Source organism: Cupriavidus sp. HPC(L) (assembly GCF_000307735.3).
In the GTDB taxonomy this organism is placed as follows: Bacteria; Pseudomonadota; Gammaproteobacteria; order Burkholderiales; family Burkholderiaceae; genus Cupriavidus.
The window spans coordinates 1-4,848 of record NZ_AMPR02000219.1; the positions used below are offsets into that span (position 1 = coordinate 1).

The following is a 4,848-nucleotide window of genomic DNA, read 5'->3' on the forward strand; positions in this document are numbered from 1 at the left end:
GGCGACGCGCCGCCCGCGCCGCCTCCGGCTGCGAATCAGCCACCGAAATCCTGCGCGCAGATGGCTGCCGCCGCGCTTGACGGCGCGACGGTGCAGGCGGCCACCGAGATTGCCGCCGGCAGCTTCTCGCCCAGCAACGGCACCACGGTGACGGTGCCCGCGTTCTGCCGCGTGCAGGCGGTGGCGCGGCCCAGCAGCGATTCGGAGATCCGCTTCGAGGTATGGATTCCGGCGGCCGCGCAATGGAACGGCAAGCTGCTGGTGACCGGCAATGGCGGTTACAGCCCGGCGCTGGGCTACCGGGCGATGGCGATGGGGCTCGCGCGCGGCTATGCGACGGTCGGCGGCGATACCGGTCACCAGTCCGCCAATCCGAACGACATGCTGTTCGGCGTCAACCATCCGGAGAAGATCGTCGACTGGGGCACGCGCTCGATCCATGCGATCACGGTGCCGGGCAAGCGGCTGGTCGCAGGCATGCACGCGCGCGAGATCGAGCGCGCGTACTTCTACGGCTGCTCGACCGGCGGCCATCAGGGCTATGCCGAGGCGCAGCGCTACCCCGACGATTTCGACGGCATCATCGCCGGCGCGCCCGGCAACAACCGGGTGCGGCTCAACGCGGGCTTTCTGTGGCAGTTCCTGGCCAATCACCGGCCCAACGACAATCTGTCGCCGATCATCCCGGCGGCCAAGCTGCCGATGGTCACGCGCGCCGCGGTGGCGGCCTGCGATGCGGACGATGGCGTCACCGACGGCGTGGTCGACGACCCGCGTCAATGCGGCTTCGATCCCGCCACGCTGCAATGCACCGGGGCCGACGCCGACAATTGCCTGACCGCCGAGCAGGTGTCGGCCCTGAAGGCCATGTACGCCGGCGCGCGCAATCCCCGCACCGGCGAGCAGGTGTACCCGGGATGGCCGAAGACCAGCGAGGCGCTGTTCACGGCCGGCGGTTCGCCGGTGGGCTGGAACAGCTACTGGGGCACGACCGAGCCGACGCGCGCGGACTTCTGGCGCTACTGGGTGTTCGACAACCCGCAGTGGAACTGGTGGACCTTCGACTTCGATCGCGACCTGGCCTATGCCGATGCCAAGGTCGGCGCGATGGTCGACCAGAACAACCCGGATCTGTCGGCGTTCAAGGCCAGCGGCGGCAAGCTGCTGGTCTACAACGGCTGGCAGGACCCGGTGGTCAACGCGATCGACACCATCGCCTACTACGATCGCGTCAAGGCCGCGCAGGGCTCTCAGGCGGAGGTCGACACGTTCTTCCGGCTGTTCATGGTGCCCGGCATGGGGCACTGCTCGGGCGGACCGGGGACGACGCAGTTCGGCAATGGCGATACGCCGGCGCCGGTGGTGGACGCGGACCACGACATCCTCGAGGCGCTCGATGCGTGGGTCACGCGCGGCACCGCGCCGGACCGGATCGTCGCCTCCGCTGTCAGCGGCGGGGCGGTGACGCGTACGCGGCCGCTGTGCCCGTATCCGCGCAAGGCCGTCTACCAGGGCAGCGGCAGTACCGACGATGCGGCCAGTTTCTCGTGCCGGTAGCGCGGGCCATCCGGTGCACGGCCGGCAGAAGTTGCAAGGCATGTAAGAGCGATCGGCGCGGTGCCGCAAGGCGCGGTGCCGGCGGGCGGCGCTGACGAAGCGCCGTCGTCGTGGTCCGCGCCTTGCTCGGTCGGGTATGGCGCCAATCCGGCGTCGACCGAGCGAGGAGCGATGCCATGCCTCACGAGCAATATCAAGCCTGTATCGATGCCTGCACGCGCTGCGCGCAGGCCTGCCGTCACTGCGCGGCTTCCTGCCTGCAGGAACACGACGTGCAGAAGATGACCGAGTGCATCCGGCTGGACCTGGACTGCGCCGGCATCTGTGAACTGTCGGTGGCCTATATGTCGCGCGGCAGCAAGCAATCGCGCGAGCTATGTGCGCTGTGCGCGCAGATCTGCGAACGCTGCGCCGAGGAGTGTGCGCGTCATCAGGCCCAGCATTGCCAGCAGTGCGCGCAGGCCTGCCGCGACTGCGCACAGGCGTGCCGGCAGATGGCGGCGGCCTGAAGCAGCCGGGCGGGGTGGTTTGCCGGGGGGGACGAGCCGCAAGGATCGACCCCCGCAAGCCGCTGGGTCCCCGCGTTCGCGGGGACGACAGGCTTTCAAGGGCAGGCCGGCAAGATCGCCGGCCCATTGCCCATTCTCAGTCGTCGTGATGCAGGTACTTCGCCTGGCGCGGCAGCCGCATGCTGACGAAGAAGGCCAGCACCATCATCGCGGTCACGTACCAGTAGAAGGCCGACTCGTGGCCGACCGCCTTCAGGTTCAGCGCGACGTATTCGGCCGAGCCGCCGAACACGGCATTGGCGATCGCATAGGCCAGGCCAACGCCGAGCGCGCGCACTTCCGGCGGGAACATCTCGGCCTTGACGATGCCGCTGATCGACGTATAGAGGCTGACCACCGCCATCGCCAGCGTGATCAGCACGAAGGCGACCGCCGGATTGGTGATCGTATGCAGCGCGGTCAGCACCGGCACCGTGATCAGCGCACCGAGCGCGCCGAACAGCATCATGTTGGTACGCCGGCCGATGCGGTCCGACAGCGCGCCGAACACCGGCTGCATGCACATGTAGACGAACAGCGCGCCGGTCATCACGTAGCTGGCGGTCTTGATCGGCATGCCGGCGGTGTTCACCAGGTACTTCTGCATGTAGGTGGTGAACGTATAGAAGATCAGCGAGCCGCCGGCGGTGTAGCCGAGCACCGTGAAGAAGGCGGCCTTGTGGTCGCGCAGCAGCGTGACGACGCTGCCGGCGCCCTTGGTATTGCGCGACGCGGCGCTCGACGTCTCCTTCAGCGTCCGACGCAGCAGCAGCGCCACCACCGCGGTGATCGCGCCGATCACGAACGGAATGCGCCAGGCCCAGGCGCGCAGCTCCTGCTCGGTGTACAGCTGCTGCAGCACGACCACCACCAGCACCGCCAGCAACTGGCCGCCGATCAGCGTCACGTACTGGAACGACGAGAAGAAGCCGCGCCGGCCCTTGAGCGCGACCTCGCTCATGTAGGTTGCGGTGGTGCCGTACTCTCCGCCGACCGACAGGCCTTGCAGCAGGCGCGCCAGCAACAGCAGCACGGGGGCCCAGGCGCCGATGCTGTCGTAGGTCGGCAGGCAGGCGATCATCAGCGAGCCCGTGCACATCATCACCACCGAGATCAGCAGCGAATGCTTGCGGCCGTGGCGGTCGGCGATGCGGCCGAACACCCAGCCGCCGATCGGCCGCATCAGGAAGCCCGCGGCGAACACGCCGGCGGTATTGAGCAGCTGCACGGTGGGATCGGACTGCGGAAAGAACGAGTGCGCGAAATAGATCGCGCAGAAGGCGTAGATATAGAAGTCGAACCATTCGACGAGATTGCCGGACGAGGCCGCGACGATCGCGAAGACGCGGCGGCGGCTGTCGTGGTCGCGGTCCGCCGGGCCGGCCGGAATGGTGGTGCTGGTCAGTTCTGTCATGGGAGATCGCTGAGTAGGACGCCGGCGATCATGCGCGAGCATGCGTGCGCCGGAGTCGGGCGAAGCGCGGCGGGGGCACCGCTGCTGCAACAGACGCCGCCCGCGAAGGCCAGGGGTCTGGCGGGCGGGCGGCAGGACGGTGTAAGGGTAACCCCTAGGGCGTGATCCTGCACGGCACGGCGGTGCGGCGTGCGGGGCGGGGCGATGCCGAGCCCAGACAGGGCGCGGGATGGCGCGCGATTGTTCGCGATCGCGAACACAGTGTCTCGTGCAGCGTTCGCGGAATGGCGAGCGCTGTTGCCCTCTCCCCCGCCCCTCTCCCGCAAGCGGGCGAGGGGAGGACCCACCTGGTGATTCGAGCGGCGATGGTAGGGGCTCCCCTCTCCCGCGAGCGGGAGAGGGGTTGGGGGAGAGGGCAACGGCGCCCGCTACCGCGCTACCGCGCTACCGCGCTACCCCGCTACCCCGCTACCCCGCTACCCCGCTACCCCGCTACCCCGCTACCCCGCTACCCCGCTACCCCGCTACGACCCGACCATCACCCGGCTCTGTCCGCCCGACAGCCTGCGCACCTCGATGCGCGTGCCGATGCGTTCGGTCATCTCGTGCACGTGCGAGATCACGCCGACCTTGCGGCCCTGGGCCTGCAGGCTGTCGAGCGCGTCCATCGCGACGCGCAGCGTGTCGCCGTCGAGGCTGCCGAAGCCCTCGTCGATGAACAGCGATTCGACCCGCACGCGATGCGAGGACAGCGATGCCAGCCCGAGTGCCAGCGCCAGCGACACCAGGAACGACTCGCCGCCGGACAGCGAATGCACTGAGCGGGCCTCGTCGGCCATGTCTTGGTCGATCACCAGCAGCGCCAGGCTCTGTCGCACGCGCTCGAGCCGGTAGCGGCGCGACAGCGTGGCCAGATGCCGGTTGGCGTAGCCCAGCAGGATGTCCAGCGTCATCTGCTGGGCATGGTTGCGGAATTTCTTGCCGTCGGCCGAGCCGATCAATTCGTTCAGCACCTGCCAGGTGTGCGCCGTGGCCTGCTGCCGCTCGATGCGCGTGACGAGGTCGCTGGCCTGTGCGCGCCGCTCGTCGTCGCGGCGCAGCGTGAAATCGGCCTCGGCCAGCGCCTGCTTGGCGCGCTCCAGTTCGGCACGGGCCGCCGCCAGTGCGGCTTGCACGGTGGCGGCGTCGTCCTGCCCAGGCCGCCGCGCCAGATGGCGTTCGCGTTCGGCGCGGCGCGTCTGCACCGCGCCGTGCGCCGCATCGACTTCGCGTTGCAGCGCGTGCAGCGCCTCTTCCTCGCGCGCCAGCCAATCGGCATCGAGCGCCAGC

4 protein-coding genes are annotated in these 4,848 nt (G+C 69.1%); 2 read left to right on the plus strand and 2 right to left on the minus strand.

Translation table 11 applies throughout. The features are described from left to right. The coding region (locus tag B551_RS13330; RefSeq protein WP_083492595.1) for a tannase/feruloyl esterase family alpha/beta hydrolase at positions 1-1,557 on the plus strand (1,557 nt) is incomplete at its 5' end. A 176-nt stretch (positions 1,558-1,733) separates the two neighbouring features. Then, entirely contained in the window at positions 1,734-2,066 is a 333-nt protein-coding gene (locus B551_RS13335; RefSeq protein ID WP_006579003.1) for a four-helix bundle copper-binding protein, read from the plus strand. A 136-nt stretch (positions 2,067-2,202) separates the two neighbouring features. On the opposite strand, the gene B551_RS13340 is transcribed toward B551_RS13335, so the two are convergent. After that, positions 2,203-3,519, minus strand: a complete 1,317-nt coding sequence (locus B551_RS13340; RefSeq protein WP_006579004.1) for an MFS family transporter — start codon at positions 3,517-3,519, stop codon at positions 2,203-2,205. 524 nt (positions 3,520-4,043) lie between these two features. Further along, positions 4,044-4,848 (minus strand): SbcC/MukB-like Walker B domain-containing protein (locus tag B551_RS13345; RefSeq protein WP_043439515.1); only part of this gene is annotated, 805 nt, incomplete at its 5' end.

Bases quoted from the DNA above. Each gene is read 5' to 3' on its own strand.
- B551_RS13340 (WP_006579004.1), bottom strand. From the start codon at position 3,519: ATGACAGAACTGACCAGCACCACCATTCCGGCCGGCCCGGCGGACCGC.
- B551_RS13335 (WP_006579003.1), top strand. From the start codon at position 1,734: ATGCCTCACGAGCAATATCAAGCCTGTATCGATGCCTGCACGCGCTGC.